This window comes from Desulfarculaceae bacterium (genome assembly GCA_020444545.1).
Classification (GTDB): domain Bacteria; phylum Desulfobacterota; class Desulfarculia; order Desulfarculales; family Desulfarculaceae; genus Desulfoferula.
In genome coordinates this window covers 756,189-771,091 of sequence record JAHLKT010000001.1, presented here as the reverse complement: position 1 = coordinate 771,091, position 14,903 = coordinate 756,189, and the positions used below count along the sequence as shown (strand labels likewise).

Below are 14,903 nucleotides of genomic sequence, written 5' to 3'. Positions count from 1 at the left end.
ATGACCCTCAGCGAGTTGTTGGACCGGCTCTGTCCGCCCCTGGGCCCGCCGGGGCGCGAGGACGAGATCCGCGCCGTGGTGCGCGAGCTGGTGGAAGCCAAGGCGCAGCGCATGGAGGTGGACCGTCTGGGCAGCCTTAGGGCCTGGTGGAACCCGGACAAGCGGCCCCTGGTGATGCTGGACGCCCACCTGGACGAGGTTGCGCTGATCGTGCAGCAGGTGGACGATGCCGGGTTCATCCGGGTGGCCCCCCTGGGCGGCCTGGACAAGCGGCTCATGCCCGGCTCGCGGGTCTTGTTGCAGACCCGGCCCGGCCAGAGCCTGCCCGCCCTGTGCGGCCTGCTGCCGCCCCATGTGTCCCACGGCAAGGACCTGGACAAGGCTTTGGCCTGGGAGCAGCTATTCCTGGACCCCGGCCTGGGCAGCGCCGAGGCGGTGGCCGAGGCGGGCATCCAGGTGGGCTCCATGGGGGTGCTGGACCTGGGCTGCGGCCCCCTGGGCGAGGGCTGCTACTTTGCCCGCAACCTGGACAACCGGGCGGGCTGCGCCATTTTGGCGCACCTGCTGGAGCGCCTGGCCGACCAGGGGCGCGAGCTGCCCTTCGGCCTGGTGATGAACTTCTCGGTGGCCGAGGAGGTGGGCCTGCGCGGGGCCATGACCTCGGCCTTTGACCTGGCTCCGGACCTGGCCCTGTGTGTGGAGTCCACCATGGGCGAGACGCCGGGCGTGGTCGCCTGGCGCAACGCCTCGCATCTGGGCAAGGGCCCGGCCATCACCGTGGCCGACGGGCGCATCGTGGTGCCCGCGCGCATCGTGGAGAGCCTGGAGGAGGCGGCGGCCGAGGCGGGCGTGCCCTGCCAGCGCAAGCTGCCCCCCTACGGCGGCACCGACGCCGGGGCCATCCACACCTCCCGGGGTGGGGTGCCCACCGGGGTGGTGAGCGTGCCCACCCGCTACATCCATTCCCAGGCCTCGCTGCTCAAGCTTTCGGACCTGGAGGCCATGGCCGAGCTGGTCTGGGCCTGGCTGGGCCGGGCGGAGGAGCTGCTGTGAGCTGGCGCTTCCCCTCCTGGTACCACCTGGTCCCGGCCGAGGTGATCGGCCCGCGCGTGGAGCGCATCGCGGCCATGTGCGCCGAGGCGGGCCTGGACGCGGTGCTGCTCACCGACTCCTACGACGTGTTCTACGCCTCGGGTACCAGCCAGCAGGGCCTGGTGCTGGTGCCCGCCGCGGGCGAGCCCCTGGTGCTCATGCGCCGCCACGTCGGGCGGGCCGCGGCCGAGTGTCCCCTGGCGGTCACGCCCATCAGCGGCCTGACCCAGGCGGCGGGCATGCTCCGCGAGGCCCTGCCCGCTGGGGCCAGGCTGGGCCTGACCATGGACGTGCTTTCGGCGGCGGACTACCTGGGCTGGGTCAAGCGCCTGCCCGGAGTGGAGCTGGGGGACGCCACCCGCCCCTGGATGGAGCTCAAGGCGGTGAAGGACGCCTGGGAGCTGGAGCGCATCGCCGCCTCGGGCAAGCTGGCCGCCGATATATATGCCCAGCTGCCCGGGCTGATCCGCGAGGGTATGAGCGAGGCCGAACTGGCCGGGGAGATGCAGCGCCTGGCCATAAGCGGTGGGTCCATCGACTATCTGCGCTCGCGCACCGGGTATCATCAGACCTACTCCTGGCACATCGCCTCCGGCCCGGACGGCGCCCTGCCCAGCGCCCTGGACGCGCCCTTCAACGGCTGGGGCCTCTCGCCCGCCTTCCCCCTGGGGGCCTCGCCCCAGCCGCTGGTCAGGGGCGTGCCCATCAACATCGACTTCGGGGTGAGCCTGGAGGGCTACCAGACCGATCAGACCCGGACCTACGTGATCGGCCCGGCCCCGGACCAGGTGCGCCGGGCCCACGCCTGTTTGGAGGAGATCGAGGCCGCGCTCATCGACGGCCTCAGGCCGGGCGCCATCAGCGGCGAGCTCTTCGCGCTGGCCGGGGAGATCGCGGCGCGCCACGGCCTGAGCGACGACTGGCTGGGGCGCGAGGGCAGCAAGATACGCTTCTGCGCCCACGGGGTGGGCCAGGAGCTGGGCTCGCCGCCCTACATCCTGCAAGGCTCCCCCGCCGTGGTGCGCGCGGGCGAGACCTACGCCCTGGAGCTGAAGATCGTCTGCGACCTGGGCCCGGTGGGCCTGGAGAGCACCGTGGCGGTGATGTCCCAGGGCCCGGCCGCCAACCTGACCCCCGCGCCCAGCGTGCTGGTGGAGCTGCCCGGCTAGGAGCAAGCGCATGAAGAAGATCAACCCCGCCTGGCTGGCCTCGGTGCAATCCGGGGTGAACGGCTGCCCCTACTTTGATCTGCAAACCATGCGCATCATGGACGTGAGCTGGGGCCAGGCCCGCCTGGAGATAGACCTGGCCCAAAAGCACATGCAGCCCTTCGGCCTGGTGCACGGCGGGGTGATCTGCACCCTGGCCGACGCCGCCGGCTTCTGGGGGGTCTACTCCCAGGCGGACGAGGGCCTGGGAATGACCACGGTGGAGATCAAGGTGAACTTCCTGTCCCCGGTGCAGGCCAGGGGCAAGCTCATCGGCCTGGGACGCTGCATAAAACTGGGGCGCAGCCTGGGCCTGGGCGAGGCGGTTATCCAAGACGCCGAGGGCCGCCAGGTGGCCCACGCCACCACCACCCTGATGGTGGTGCCCAGCCTCAAGCTGAACAACCAGGACGACCTGCCGCCCAAGTTTTTGGACTAGGCCGGGCGGGCCGGGTTGCGCTTGACCAAAATCCGGTCAATGGCTATCCTGGCAATAGATAATAATTCTCCGGTGAGAAGATTTTTTTGACAAGGACCCCGCCAGCTCCAGCCATGGACCCCCGCCAGCGCGTGGCGGATATGACCGCCGCCCTGCGCGCGGCGGGCCACCGGGTGACCCCCCAGCGCCTGGCTGTATTGCGCGTGTTGGCCGAGAGCGCCGACCACCCCCGGGTGGAGACGATCTACGAGCGGGTGGCCCAGGACTTCCCCACCACCAGCCTGGCCACGGTGTACAAGACCCTGACCATGCTCAAGGGCCTGGACCAGGTCTTGGAACTGGGTTTCGCCCACCTGGGCAGCCGCTACGACGGCCGCAAGCCCATCCCCCACGCCCACGCCGTCTGCACCCGCTGTGGGGCCATCGCCGACCCGGAGATAGGCTCTCTGGAGCCCCTGGCCCAAGAGATGGCCAAGAGCTCCGGCTACGACATCACCAGCCATCAGCTCGATTTCTTTGGGCTTTGCCCCGCCTGCCAAAAAAAATCCTAAAAAATACGCGGATTGCCCTTTTTTTTGGGTCCGTAATGGAGAATAATTTTCCATAGAAAAGAAATATCGTCTGGGGCCGCCGCGGCGGCTCCGGGCCGACAACGTCTTATGCCGTTTATTAAGGGAGGAAACCTCATGAGCGATAACGCCAAGTGCCCGGTGACGGGTCACGAAAAAAAACCCATTGCCGGCGGCGGCACCTCCAACCGTGACTGGTGGCCCAATCAGCTCAACCTCAAGGTTCTCCACCAGCACTCCAAGCTGAGCAACCCCCTGGGCGAGGACTTCAACTACGCCGAGGAGTTCAACAAGCTCAATTTCAAAGCAGTGAAAAAAGACCTCTACGCCCTGATGACCGATTCCCAGGATTGGTGGCCGGCGGACTGGGGCCACTACGGCCCGCTGTTCATCCGCATGGCCTGGCACAGCGCGGGCACCTACCGCATGGGCGACGGCCGGGGCGGGGCCGGGGGCGGCAACCAGCGCCTGGCTCCCCTGAACAGCTGGCCGGACAACGTGAACCTGGATAAGGCCCGCCGCCTGCTCTGGCCCATCAAGCAGAAGTACGGCGACCGGATCTCCTGGGCCGACCTGATGATTCTGGCGGGCAACTGCGCCCTGGAGTCCATGGGCTTCAAGACCTTCGGTTTCGCCGGGGGCCGCGAGGACCTTTGGGAGCCCGAGGAGGACGTGTATTGGGGCTCGGAGGATGAGTGGCTGGCCACCAGCGACAAGCCCATGAGCCGCTACAGCGGCGACCGCGACCTGGAGAACCCCTTGGCCGCGGTGCAGATGGGCCTGATCTACGTGAACCCCGAGGGCCCGGACGGCAACCCGGACCCGGTGGCCTCGGGGCGCGACGTGCGCGAGACCTTCGCGCGCATGGCCATGAACGACGAGGAGACCGTGGCCCTGGTGGCAGGCGGCCACACCTTCGGCAAGTGCCACGGCGCGGGCGACGCGGCCCACGTGGGCCCCGAGCCCGAGGCGGCGGGCCTGGAGGAACAGGGCCTGGGCTGGAAGAGCAGCTTTGGCAGCGGCAAAGGCGGCGACACCATCAGCAGCGGCATCGAAGGGGCCTGGAAGCCCAACCCCACCACCTTTGACATGGGCTATCTCAAGGTGCTGTTCAAGTACGACTGGGAGCTGGTGAAGAGCCCGGCCGGGGCCAACCAGTGGCTGGCCAAGGACGTGGAAGACCAGGACATGGTGCTGGACGCCCACGACCCCAGCAAGAAGCGCCGCCCCATGATGACCACCGCCGACCTGTCGCTCAAGTTCGATCCCATCTACGAGCCCATCGCGCGGCACTACCTGACCCATCCCGAGGAGTTCGCCGACGCATTCGCCCGGGCCTGGTTCAAGCTGACCCACCGCGACATGGGCCCCCGCTCGCGTTACCTGGGGCCCGAGGCGCCCCAGGAGGACCTCCTCTGGCAGGACCCGGTGCCCCCGGTGGACCACAAGCTGGTCAGCGCCAAGGACGTGGCCGCGCTCAAGGAGAAGATCCTGGCCTCGGGCCTGAGCATCCCTCAGCTGGTCACCACCGCCTGGGCCTCGGCCTCCACCTTCCGGGGCTCGGACAAGCGCGGCGGGGCCAATGGGGCGCGTCTCCGCTTGCTGCCCCAGAAGAACTGGCAGGTGAACGGGCCGGCCCGGCTGAAAAAGGTGCTCTCGGTGCTGGAAGGCATCCAGCAGGAGTTCAATGACGCCCAGAGCGGCAACAAGCGGGTGTCCCTGGCCGACCTGATCGTGCTGGGCGGCTGCGCGGCCATCGAGCAGGCGGCGGCCAACGCCGGGCACAAGGTCAAGGTGCCCTTCGCGCCGGGGCGCACCGACGCCGGCCAGGAGCAGACCGACGTGGAGGCCTTCAAGGTGTTGGAGCCCAAGGCGGACGGCTTCCGCAACTATGAGAAGGCCAAGTACGCCGTTTCGGCCGAGGAGCTCTTGATCGACCGGGCCCAGCTCCTTACCCTGACCGCCCCGGAGATGACGGTGCTCCTGGGCGGCATGCGGGTGCTCAAGACCAACTTCAAGAACACCAAGCACGGCGTGTTCACCAAGCGGCCCGAGGCCCTGACCAACGACTTCTTCGTGAACCTGTTGGACATGGGCACCGTGTGGAAGCCGGTCTCCGAGGAGGCCGAGGTGTTCGAGGGCCGCGACCGGGCCACCGGCAAGCTGAAGTGGACCGGCACCAGGGTGGACCTGATCTTCGGCTCCAACGCCCAGCTCAGGGCCGTGGCCGAGGTCTACGCGGCCAAGGGCGCGGAGAAAAAGTTCGTCAAGGACTTCGTGGCCGCCTGGGTCAAGGTGATGAACCTGGACCGCTTCGATCTGGCCTAGGCCAGGCACCCTCCCCCAAAAAGCGACCGGGCTCCGGCACATGCCGGGGCCCGGTTTTTTCGTGGGGCTGTGGGCGGCTACTTGTCCTTGTCTGCCGCCTTCTCGGCCACCAGGGTGGCGTGGGCCTCCTCCAGGATGGGCATCTCCACCCCGTTTTGCCGGGCCAGGCGGGTAGCCAGGGCCAGGTCGCGCCAGGCGGTGAGGCTGTTGCCCTCCTCGGTGAGCTGCTCCTCCAGCTTGGCCGCCGCGGCGGGCAGCTCCTTGCCCCGCTTGGCCAGGCTGCCCAGCTTGCGGCCGAAGTCCCGCGCCGAGCCCCCCAGGCCGCTGGCCGCGAAGGCCGAGGACCAGGCCGGGCTGGCCGCGCTGAAGCTTTCGGCCGAACCCCCCAGGGCGCGGCACAGGGCGATGGCCTCGGCCGAGGCGTCGGCCAGATAGCAGCCGGCCGCCGAGGCCCGGGCCAGGCGGCCGGTCTTGAGCAGGAAGCCGCCCCACAGGCCGTATACCCGGGCCAGGACTCCGGCCAGGTTTACCCCCACCGCGTCCGGGGCCTGATAGACCTCCACCGGAGGCGCGGCCAGAAGCTCGGCCAGCTCGGCGCGGCCCGGGGCCGGGCCGGCCAGGACCAGGCGGGAGGTGCGGCCGGGGATCAGGTCGCCGGGGCCCACCGCCCCGCCCAGGGCGTAGATGCTCACGTCATTGCGCCCGGCCTGGGCGGCCATGCGCCGGGCCAGGAGCACCGGCAGCTCCGGCCCCGGAGCCAGGCCCCGGCTGGCCACCACCAGCTTGAGCCCCTGCTCGGCGTGGGCCAGGATGGCCCCCAGCTGGTCGGCCAGGTGGGAGGCCGGGGTGGCCACCACCACCTCGGAGGCTTTCTTGAAGGCGCTGGGGCGGTCGCTGGTGACGAAGGCGTTTTTGGGCAGGCGCTGCTCGCTGAAGCGGCCCTCGGGGCTGCGGTCGTAGGCCAGTAGGTCCACGATCTCCCGGCGGGGGTCGTAGATGGTCAGCGAGGCGTTCAAAAAGCGCTTGGCTTCGAGCATGTGCGAGCCCAGGTGCCAGGCCAGGGCGAAGCCCCAGTCCCCGGCCCCGGCCACCACCACGTTCTGGTCGGCGGTGGGCGAGTAGATGCGCCGGTCGCCGTGGGTGGCGTAGTAGCCCAGGCCCTTGGGGCTGCGCACCAGGGGCAGCTTGTTCTCGTCGCGCATCAAGGGCCAGACCACCGCGCGCCGCTTGAGGGTGCCCAGGCCGTCGGCCACCACCTTTTCCACCGGGTTCTGGCGGATGAAGTCCTCCAGGTCCGGCTCCTGGCCGAAGGCCTCGCGGTGGTACTCGGCCAGGCCCTCCAGCTCGCTCCGGGTGGCCTCCACCAGGTCGCCGCGCTTCTGGCGGCGGGCCCGCATGAGGCCCCGGGCGGTGAGCTGGCTAGCCATCACCTTCTTGGAGCGGGCGATGTCGTTGATGGCGGTCAGCGCCACGTACTCGTCCAGCTCCCGGCCCTGGCGGTCGACGGCGTGGGCCTCCTTCAGCTCGGAAAGCAGGCGGGGCCGGGGCAGGGTCAGGTAGGCCCGGCCGTAGAGGTCTTGCACGCTGCGCCACACCCAGGAGCGGGGATGGCCCACCATGCGGGCCAGGGTGCCCAGCACGCCCACGCCCCGCACCCAGCCCATGGCCCCCTTGCGGGCGGCCAGGGAGAGGTCTTCGGGCACCGCCGCGAAGGAGCAGGCCACCGGCTGGATGACCACTTCCTTGTCCCCGGCCAGGGCCCCGCGCAGGGTGACCAGGCGGCGGGGGTAGCGCAGAGAGCCGTCGCGGCTGCGGGCGCCCCCGGCCCAGGCCTCCAGGAAGATGCCCTGCTGCTCGCCGCACTCGGCCACGGCCCGGCAGTAGTTGTACAGGGCGGCCATGTAGGCCCGGTCCGCCCCCCGGCGGCGCACCACGTAGGAGCTGATCCACAGGATCTTGGCGATGGATTTGATGGCCATCATGTTGTCGCCCGCCGCGAACAGGGGCAGGCCCAGGTCGTGCTGGGCCATCACCGTGGCCAGGAGGAACTCGTCCAGGTGCGAGGAGTGGTTGATGAGGTAGACCACGCCCAGGCCCTGGTCGCGGTACTGCTTGAGCAGCTCCACGTGGGCGATCTCGCGGTGGTCCGGCGAGGTGAAGCAGTTGGTGGAATCCTGCTGCCAGAAGAAGCCGTTCATCAGGGTGCACACCGCCGTAGCGCCGTAGATGTGCAGCTGGCGGTCGTAGCGCACCCCGATGGACTCCAGGTTGCGCGCCAGGGCCTCCTCGTCGACCTCGCGGCCCTCCTCGAGGAGTTGGGCCCGGGTGAGTTCGGCGGCCCGCTCTATGATCTCCGGGGCCTTGCCCCAGTGCTCGGGCATCTGGGAGAAGCGGTCCAGCCAGGGGCGGCCGGCCTCGCTTTCGGAGATGTGCTTGAGCAGGCGCACGAAGTCCACCCGCCCGGCGCTCTTGACCAGGCCCTTTTTCATGGTGCGCGAAAGGTCCCGGAGCAGGGAGAGAGGAAAGGGCTTCTTCTTGGCTGCCGTCACTCTGTTCCTCGCCGCAGATAGGGGAAATTACAGGTAACTGTAGCCAAGTGAGAAGCTTTGTCAAGGCGTGGGAAAGCGGCGCGTATTGTGTGCCAAGGCCCAACGGTGTAGAGTCGGTTTCATGAGCAAAGAGCACATCCCACCGAAGCTGAATGATATTCAGGCCATGGAGCGCCTCAAGGCGTTGCCGCGCCCCTGGGCGGCGGATTACCTGGCCATGTACTCCAACTGGCTGGGCGGCATCGTAACCGACCCCTGGCTGATGAGCGTGCCCATCGACGACCACCTGGTGCACCGGGGCGACGGGGTTTTCGAGGCCACCAAGTGCGTGAACGGGCGCATCTACCTTTTGGAGCGCCATTTGGAGCGCCTGGAGGGTTCGGCCGCGGCCATCCACCTGCAACCGCCGCTGGGCCGCCGCGAGCTGGCCGGGCTGGCCCGGGCGGTGGTCATGGCCGGGGGGCAGCGCGACTGCATGCTCCGGATCTTCCTCTCGCGCGGGCCGGGCGGCTTCACCACCAACCCCTTCGAGTGCCCCAACCCGGGGCTCTACCTCATGGTCAGCCGGGCCCATCCGCTGCCCGAGGGGGCCTATGAGCAGGGGGTGAACCTGGGGGTGAGCTCGGTGCCGGCCAAGAGCGGCTTTTTCGCGGGGGTGAAATCCTGCAACTATCTGCCCAACGTGCTCTTGAAACGCGAGGCCATCACCCGGGGTTGGGACTTCGCGGTTTGCCTGGACCCGGAGGGCTATCTGGCCGAGGGCTCCACCGAGAACTTCGGCCTGGTGGACCAGGACGACGTGCTCTGCCTGCCCCCGGCCACGCACATCCTGGAGGGCACCACGGTCAAGCGCGCGGCCGAGCTGGCCACGGGGTTGGTGGAGGCGGGCGAATTAAAGGGCATCGAGCGCTGCGACATCAAGGTGGAGGAGCTTACCGCGGCCAAGGAGGTGATGCTCTTCGGCACCACCTTGGACGTATTGCCCGTGACCCGGGTGGACGGCGACGAGGTGAACAACGGCCTGGTGGGGCCGGTGGCCCGGGAGCTCAGGCGCTTGATCAAGAAGGACATCGCGGAGAATGACCAGATGTCTTTCGCGGTGTGGGACTGATCCAAGCCAAGACGCCAGCTGCCCCCTGGACGCGCGAATCGCGCCCATAGCCGACAACACCAGGCAGGGGGACAACATGGTTAACCTGGAAGCAATCGCACAGAGCCCGCGCGGCCTTTACGACGCGGTGTTCGCGCCAATAAAGGCCGAGCTAATCCTGGCCGCCATCAAGGTGGGCCTTTTCACTCATCTGGAAAATCCAAGCGGCTCGGCCGCCCTGGCGGAGCGGCTGGGCTGGGAGCCTCGGGCCACGAGCATCTTGCTGAACGGCCTGGCCGCCGGCGACATCCTGCGCAAGCAAGGCGGCCTGTTCCAAAACAGCCCCGAGGCCTCGCGCTTTCTGGTGCCCGGCAAGCCCACCTATCTGGGCGATCACCTGATCAACACACACCGCATGGTGACCAACGGCCTGGCCGGCCTGCCCCAGCGCCTGCAAGAGGGCCCACCCGCCCCGGCGGAGGGCGCCGGGCCCGCTGGCGAGGTCGACTGGTCGGCCATGGCCGAGGGCATGGCCAACTCGGCCCGGGCGGGACGGGCCCAGTTCGTCTTGGGGCTGGTCCGGGAGCTGCCCGAGTTCGCGTCTTTCCAGAAAATGCTGGACCTGGGCGGCGGGCCGGGCATGCTTTGCATCGCCATGGTCGGGGCCCATCCCAGCATGACCGGGGTGGTCTTCGACCGCCCGGCCATGGGGGAGCAGGCCCGCCGCTACATCGAGGAGTATGGCCTGGGCGGGCGCATCGAGTTTATGGGCGGCGACTACATGAGCGACCCCATCGGGGATGGCTATGACCTGATCTGGGCCTGCGCCTCCCTGAACTTCTGCGGCGAGCGCCTGGAGGAGCTAATGGCCAAGGCGCTTAAGGCCCTGAACCCCGGCGGGGTGCTGGCCGTGTTGCAGGAGGGCCTCACCCACGAGGGCACCAAGCCCGCAGAGATGGTGCTGTCCATGCTGGCCTGGCAGCTGAACTCGGACGAGGGGGTCAACTTCGCGCAGGGGCAGATCGCCTCGGCTATGCTGGCGGCGGGTTTCCGCTCGGTGCGCTCGCGCACCCTGGAGACGGTGTCCGGGGAGATGGACTTCGACGTGGCGCGGAAGTAGGGGGGCTCGCCGCTTCGCGGCCCCGACAGCAAGCTGTCAGGCGGCAGCAGAGAAAATCATTTCGCAAACACATAGGTTGTCATTGCGAGGAGCGGCCTTGCCGCGACGCGGCAATCTCTGTTTGCAAAGGGCGGGTTGGAGCAGGCGGGACGGTGCGCCGGACCTCTTGTGCCTGCGGCACCCAGACAGCGAGCTGTCTGGGCCACCCCGGAAAAGACATGCTGCGGGATGCCGGGCACCAGGGAAGATTGCCACGCAGCGGCGGGAGGGGCGGCCTTTCCTTATCTGCCTCTGGGGCCGCCGCTGCTCGCAATGACCGTCTGTTTCTGTGATTAAGAGAAGAAGCCGGGTTTGCAAGGGTGGGGCTGGTCCCCGCCCTTTTTATTTATAAGAGGCGGCCGGGGTGGGGCAGAGATTGCTTCGCTACGCTCGCAATGACAAAGGTGGGTGGCGAGGCGGGGCGGTGGTTGCCGGTCCGGGGCGCTCTTGGGCGGGGATAAACCCCGCCCCTACATTTTTTTTCATCACAAGCCGAGAATAGGCGCTGAAGATTTCTTGCCGCCCGGCTGGGAGCCGAGCGGCCCCGACAGCAAGCTGTCGGGGGCAGCAGAGAAAACCATTTCGCAAACAAAAAGTTGTCATTGCGAGGAGCGGCCTTGCCGCGACGCGGCAATCTCTGTTTGCAAGAGGCGGCTGGGAGCAGGCGGGACGGTGCGCCGGACCTCTTGTGCCTGCGGCACCCAGACAGCGAGCTGTCGGGGGCAGCAGAGAAAAACCTAGCGCAAATAGACTAGTCTTCCTCGGGCGGTTCGCTCTGGCGCTTCTTGCGGGCGGCCTTGAGGCGGGCGGCCTTTCCGGCGCGCACCGCGCTGGTGGAGGCGTCTTCCATGGCCGACCACCAGCCCACCACCGAGCGGGCCAGGTTGCCGCCCAGCTGCCAGAGGTACTTGGCCGCCGTGTCGCGGGGCTTGTACACGAAGTGCTCGCCCTCCACGTCCACCGTGACCGTGGCCCCTTCCTTGGGCTGGTGCTCCTCCAGGCGGCCGTGGGCCAATATCACCGAGCCGTCGCCCAGCTGCACATAGCCCAGCTCCAGGGGCGCGTCGAATCCCTTTGGCGGGGTGTGTAGGGTGGTCCAGGTGAGCAGACTGCCCCGGCCCGGCTGGAGGCTTTCCTGGTGCAGGAGCGGGCGGCTGGGGAACAGCTCGGGGCTATAGGCGATCTTCTCGGGCACCTGCCAGGCGCGCTTAGCGTCGGTGCGGGCCAGGATGGTGACCAGGTTGTTGTTGGCCAGGCCGCCGATGGACTGGGCCAGGCCCACCTCCACCCGGGGCAGCTGGCGCGCCGGCTCCACCTGCCCGCTCATCTGCCAGGCCAGCTCCACCACCTGGGCCAGGCCCGAGGCGCCCACCGGATGGCCCCGCGCCTTGAGCCCGCCCGAGGCGTTCACCGGCAAGCGGCCCTCGCGGCCGGTGTCGCCCTCCATGACCGCGCGCCAGCCCTGGCCGGGCTCGAAAAAGCCCAGGTCCTCGCAGCCGATGATCTCGAAAATGGTGAAGGCGTCGTGCACCTCGGCCAGGTCGATGCTCTCCGGCCCCAGGCCGGCCATACGGTAGGCCTTCAAGGCGGCCTGCTTGGTGGAGTTGAAGGAGGTGAGGCTGCCCCTACGGCCCACGGCCAGGGTGTCGGTGGCATGGCCCACCCCCACCAGGTTGAGCAGGGCGGGGCGGCTGCTCAAGACCATGGCCGCCGCGCCGTCGCTGATGGGCGCGCAGTCGAACAGACGCAACGGATCGGCCACCAGGCGGCTGGCCGCGTAGTCCTCTTGGGTAATGGCCTTTTGGAACTGGGCCAGAGGGTTGAGCGCGCCGTTGGCGTGGTTCTTCAGAGCCACCGCGCCCAGGGCCTCGGCCAGCTCGCCATCGTCCAGGCCGTGCTTGAAGGCGTAGCGCCGCGCGATCATGGCCGCCAGGGCGGGCATGGTGGCCCCGTAGGAACGCTCCACCCGGTCGATGACCCGGGCCAAAATCTGGGTGGTGGCCGCGGTGGGCAGATGGGTCATCTTCTCGCCGGCCACCACCAGCACGTGGCTGACCAGGCCGCTGGCCACGGCGTAGAAGGCGGTCTCCAGCACCGCCGCGCCGGTGCTGCTGGCGGTCTCCACCCGGGAGGAGGGCACCCCGGGCAGGTCCAGCTGGTCGGTGAGGATGGCGGCCAGGTTGGAGTCGCCGGTGAACTCGGCCGGGTCCATCACGCCAAGATACACCGCGTCCACCGTGTCCAGGCCCGCCTGGGCCAGGGCGGCCGAGGCCGCCTGGATCATCATCTGCTCCAGGGAGTCGGGGCGCTTGCCGAATTTGGTAAGGGCCGCGCCCGCTATGAAAACCGGATTGGCCATGTCGCCCGCCATTGAAGCGTGGTAGTTGGGGCCGGCGGATCGCTTTATAGATAAATGTTAGCACGGGGGCCGGGCGGCACAAGTCGGGTCTTGCCTCTTATCATATGGCGGTTGCTGCGGTAAGCTTGGACGAGAGATCACCCGAGCGATTGGAATGAGATGCACGCAGGCTTTGTGGCCATAATCGGCGCGCCCAACGTGGGCAAGAGCACCTTTTTGAACCAGGCCCTGGGCTTCAAGCTGGCCATCACCAGCGACAAGCCCCAGACCACCCGGCACCGCCTGCTGGGGGTGCACAACCTGGAAGGGGCCCAGATCGTGTTTTTGGACACGCCGGGCATCCACGCGGCCAAGACTGCCCTGAACCGGCGCATGGTGGCCACCGCCTGGGAGGCCCTGGCCGAGGTGGACGCGGTGCTGTTCATGGCCGAGGTGAGCAGCAAGGGCATGGAGGAGGCGGCCAAGCTGGCCCCCCGCCTGGCCGCGCTGAAGACCCCGGTGGTGCTGGCCCTGAACAAGATCGACCTGGTGCCCAAGAAGCAGGCGCTGTTGCCCCTGTTGGCCCTGGCCTCCGCCTGGGGCGAGTGGAAGGCGGTGGTGCCCCTGAGCGGGCTCAAGGGCGACGGGGTGGACGCGCTGGTCAAGGAGCTGGCCGCCTGCCTGCCCGAGGGGCCGCCCCTGTTCCCCGAGGACACCATCACCGACCTGCCCCTCAGGTTTTTGGCCGCCGAGCTGATCCGGGAAAAGGTCTTCCGCCTCACCTCCCAGGAGGTGCCCTACGGGGTGGCCGTCACCGTGGACCAGTATTTGGAGCCGCCCGACGAGGAGCACCCGGTGGCCATCACCGCCACCATCCACGTGGAGCGCTCCGGCCACAAGGGCATCATCATCGGCAAGGGCGGGGCCATGATCAAGAAGATCGGCACCCAGGCCCGCCAGGACCTGGAGAAGCTGGTCGGGCAGCAGGTGTTTTTGGACCTGCTGGTGCGCGTCGAGCCGAAATGGTCTCGCAGAGAGCAAGGCTTGTCAAAAATGGGTTACTAAACCCAGCCACGCCAAAAAGAACAGGCCGCGGGAACCAACCCGCGGCCTGACTGTTTTTACGTTCTGGGCTGGTTTCAGCCGCCTACCACTTGAAGATCTTCTTCACCGCGTCCAGGCCCTGCTGCACCGCGTCGCCTTGTTGCTCCTGGCCTTGCTGCTGGCCCTGCTGTTGCTGCCGGGTCTTGGCCTCGGCCTGGGCCTGGGCCGCCTGGCGCTGGGCGTCCTGCATGGCTTGGTTCTGCTTATTAGCCGCGTTGGGGTCCTTGAGCATGTTCATGATGTTGTGGGCCATCTCGCGCTGCTTCTGGTCCGCCTCGGCGTTGAACTGCGGGGTAATGCCCGCCGGGGGCTTGAGCTTGCTGGAAGGCACCGGCACGCCCACCGAGATCTGGGTGGCGGTCATGTTCATCTCCACCCCCATGATGCTGCCCTTTTGCTTGAGCACCACGTTCTTGCCCCGCCAGGTGTAGGAGGTCATGCCGGCGGCGCTGACGATGTCCACCGGCTTGCCCATGAACTTGCCCTGGCTCACCTGGGGCTTGCCGCCCATCATGGCCATGAAGTTCTTGCCCATGGCCTCGGCGTTCTTTTTGACCTGCTTTTTCTCGGCCGGGCTGAGCTTGTCGTACTCCTCGGCCATGTAGGTCATGTAGTTGCCGGTGTAAAAGGCCTCGTTCTTCTTGAGGTCGATGGTGGTCATCCGCTTGGGCGAGGTGATGATGATCTGGTTGTCCTCGCTGCCGAAGCCCAGCACCTTGGTGGTCAGGTGCTTGTACTCCGCCCGGGTGTCGCCCTTGAAGTAGGTGGTGGCCTCGCCGCTCTGGTTGCCGCTGTAGGCGTATTTGATGATCGCGGTCTTGAAAGGCGGGGAGGGGCGGAAGGGGTTGTCCCCGGCCATGGCCGCCAGTGGCAGGGTCAGGACCAGTGCCGTGCAAAGCAACAGACGAAGGACTCTGGAGGGGCTCATGTGGTTCAACTCCCGGTAAATCGCTCTAGGTCATGCGGACCACGTGTATGTGCGAGATTCTAAGGCCTGGGGCGGCGGGAAACAAGAAAATTGGCCCCT

General features: G+C 68.0%; 11 protein-coding genes. 8 read left to right on the top strand and 3 right to left on the bottom strand.

Going from position 1 to position 14,903, the window contains the following annotated elements; all coding sequences use genetic code 11:
• The 5 genes from KQH53_03605 (at position 1) to katG (ending at position 5,636) form a co-directional block, all read left to right on the top strand.
• On the top strand, positions 1 to 1,053 hold the full coding sequence (locus KQH53_03605; GenBank protein MCB2225741.1) for a M20/M25/M40 family metallo-hydrolase: 1,053 nt from the start codon (positions 1 to 3) through the stop codon (positions 1,051 to 1,053).
• Positions 1,050 to 2,261, top strand: a complete 1,212-nt coding sequence (locus KQH53_03600) for a Xaa-Pro peptidase family protein (protein ID MCB2225740.1) — start codon at positions 1,050 to 1,052, stop codon at positions 2,259 to 2,261. The genes KQH53_03605 and KQH53_03600 overlap by 4 nt, the downstream gene beginning before the upstream one ends.
• 10 nt (positions 2,262 to 2,271) lie before the next feature.
• Complete coding sequence (locus tag KQH53_03595) at positions 2,272 to 2,739, top strand: PaaI family thioesterase (GenBank protein MCB2225739.1); 468 nt, start codon at positions 2,272 to 2,274, stop codon at positions 2,737 to 2,739.
• 113 nt (positions 2,740 to 2,852) lie between these two features.
• The gene (locus KQH53_03590) at positions 2,853 to 3,290 is read left to right on the top strand and encodes a transcriptional repressor (protein ID MCB2225738.1); all 438 of its coding nucleotides are present in this window, start codon (positions 2,853 to 2,855) and stop codon (positions 3,288 to 3,290) included.
• A 135-nt stretch (positions 3,291 to 3,425) separates the two neighbouring features.
• Entirely contained in the window at positions 3,426 to 5,636 is a 2,211-nt protein-coding gene (gene katG / locus KQH53_03585) for a catalase/peroxidase HPI (GenBank protein MCB2225737.1), read from the top strand.
• Positions 5,637 to 5,713: 77 nt separating this feature from the next.
• Here katG and KQH53_03580 read toward each other — a convergent pair whose 3' ends face one another.
• Entirely contained in the window at positions 5,714 to 8,185 is a 2,472-nt protein-coding gene (locus KQH53_03580; GenBank protein MCB2225736.1) for a 1-acyl-sn-glycerol-3-phosphate acyltransferase, read from the bottom strand.
• Between the two features lie 121 nt (positions 8,186 to 8,306).
• Between KQH53_03580 and KQH53_03575 the strand changes: the two genes are divergently transcribed.
• Both KQH53_03575 and KQH53_03570 read left to right on the top strand, forming a co-directional pair.
• Positions 8,307 to 9,296 (top strand): aminotransferase class IV, encoded by a 990-nt coding sequence (locus tag KQH53_03575; GenBank protein MCB2225735.1) that lies wholly within the window; start codon positions 8,307 to 8,309, stop codon positions 9,294 to 9,296.
• 76 nt (positions 9,297 to 9,372) lie between these two features.
• Positions 9,373 to 10,395: a methyltransferase domain-containing protein gene (locus KQH53_03570; protein MCB2225734.1), complete on the top strand. Its 1,023-nt coding sequence runs from the start codon at positions 9,373 to 9,375 to the stop codon at positions 10,393 to 10,395.
• A gap of 790 nt (positions 10,396 to 11,185) precedes the next feature.
• Here KQH53_03570 and KQH53_03565 read toward each other — a convergent pair.
• On the bottom strand, positions 11,186 to 12,793 hold the full coding sequence (locus KQH53_03565) for a hypothetical protein (GenBank protein MCB2225733.1): 1,608 nt from the start codon (positions 12,791 to 12,793) through the stop codon (positions 11,186 to 11,188).
• A gap of 159 nt (positions 12,794 to 12,952) precedes the next feature.
• Here KQH53_03565 and era point away from each other — a divergent pair, with 159 nt between their 5' ends.
• The gene (era, locus tag KQH53_03560; GenBank protein ID MCB2225732.1) at positions 12,953 to 13,837 is read left to right on the top strand and encodes a GTPase Era; all 885 of its coding nucleotides are present in this window, start codon (positions 12,953 to 12,955) and stop codon (positions 13,835 to 13,837) included.
• An 82-nt stretch (positions 13,838 to 13,919) separates the two neighbouring features.
• Here era and KQH53_03555 read toward each other — a convergent pair whose 3' ends face one another.
• Entirely contained in the window at positions 13,920 to 14,804 is an 885-nt protein-coding gene (locus KQH53_03555; protein MCB2225731.1) for a hypothetical protein, read from the bottom strand.
• Between the last annotated feature and the right edge of the window lie 99 nt (positions 14,805 to 14,903).